The sequence below is a fragment of the Psychrobacter sp. Pi2-52 genome (assembly GCF_904846705.1).
Lineage (GTDB): Bacteria > Pseudomonadota > Gammaproteobacteria > Pseudomonadales > Moraxellaceae > Psychrobacter.
The window spans coordinates 1-532 of sequence record NZ_CAJHBS010000069.1 but is presented as its reverse complement, the minus strand read 5'-3'; the positions used below and the strand labels follow the sequence as shown (position 1 = coordinate 532).

Genomic DNA, 532 nt, shown 5'->3' with positions numbered 1-532 from the left:
AGGACAGTTTTGCCTTCCATTTGATCATTGTTTGCTTTAAGCATGTGCTGTAAGAAGTAAACCGCACCATAACCTGTGGCTTCTGAACGACATAAGCTGCCACCGAAGCCCACACCTTTACCGGTCAATACCCCTGTGTATTCATTAGTAAGGTTTTTATACATCGCAAACATGTAGCTAACTTCTCTACCGCTCACACCGATGTCGCCTGCCGGTACATCCATATCTTTACCGATGTAACGATAAAGCTCGCGCATGAAAGCATAACAAAAACGACGGATTTCGCTGTCTGATTTACCATGAGGGTCAAAGTCTGAACCACCTTTAGCGCCACCCATCGGTAGGCCGGTCAGAGCATTTTTAAAGATTTGTTCAAAACCTAAGAACTTTAGAATAGATTCGTTAACGGTAGGATGGAAACGGATGCCGCCTTTGTAAGGACCTAAAGCATTACTGAACTGAACTCGCCAACCACGGTTGATTTGGATATTACCTTCATCATCTTCCCAGTTGACACGAAAACTAATAATAC

At 43.6% G+C, this 532-nt stretch carries 1 protein-coding gene; it reads right to left on the bottom strand.

Annotated elements, in window-relative coordinates:
- A partial coding sequence (locus tag JMY00_RS13560) for a Glu/Leu/Phe/Val dehydrogenase dimerization domain-containing protein (protein ID WP_277350425.1) occupies positions 1 to 532 on the bottom strand: 532 nt, incomplete at both ends.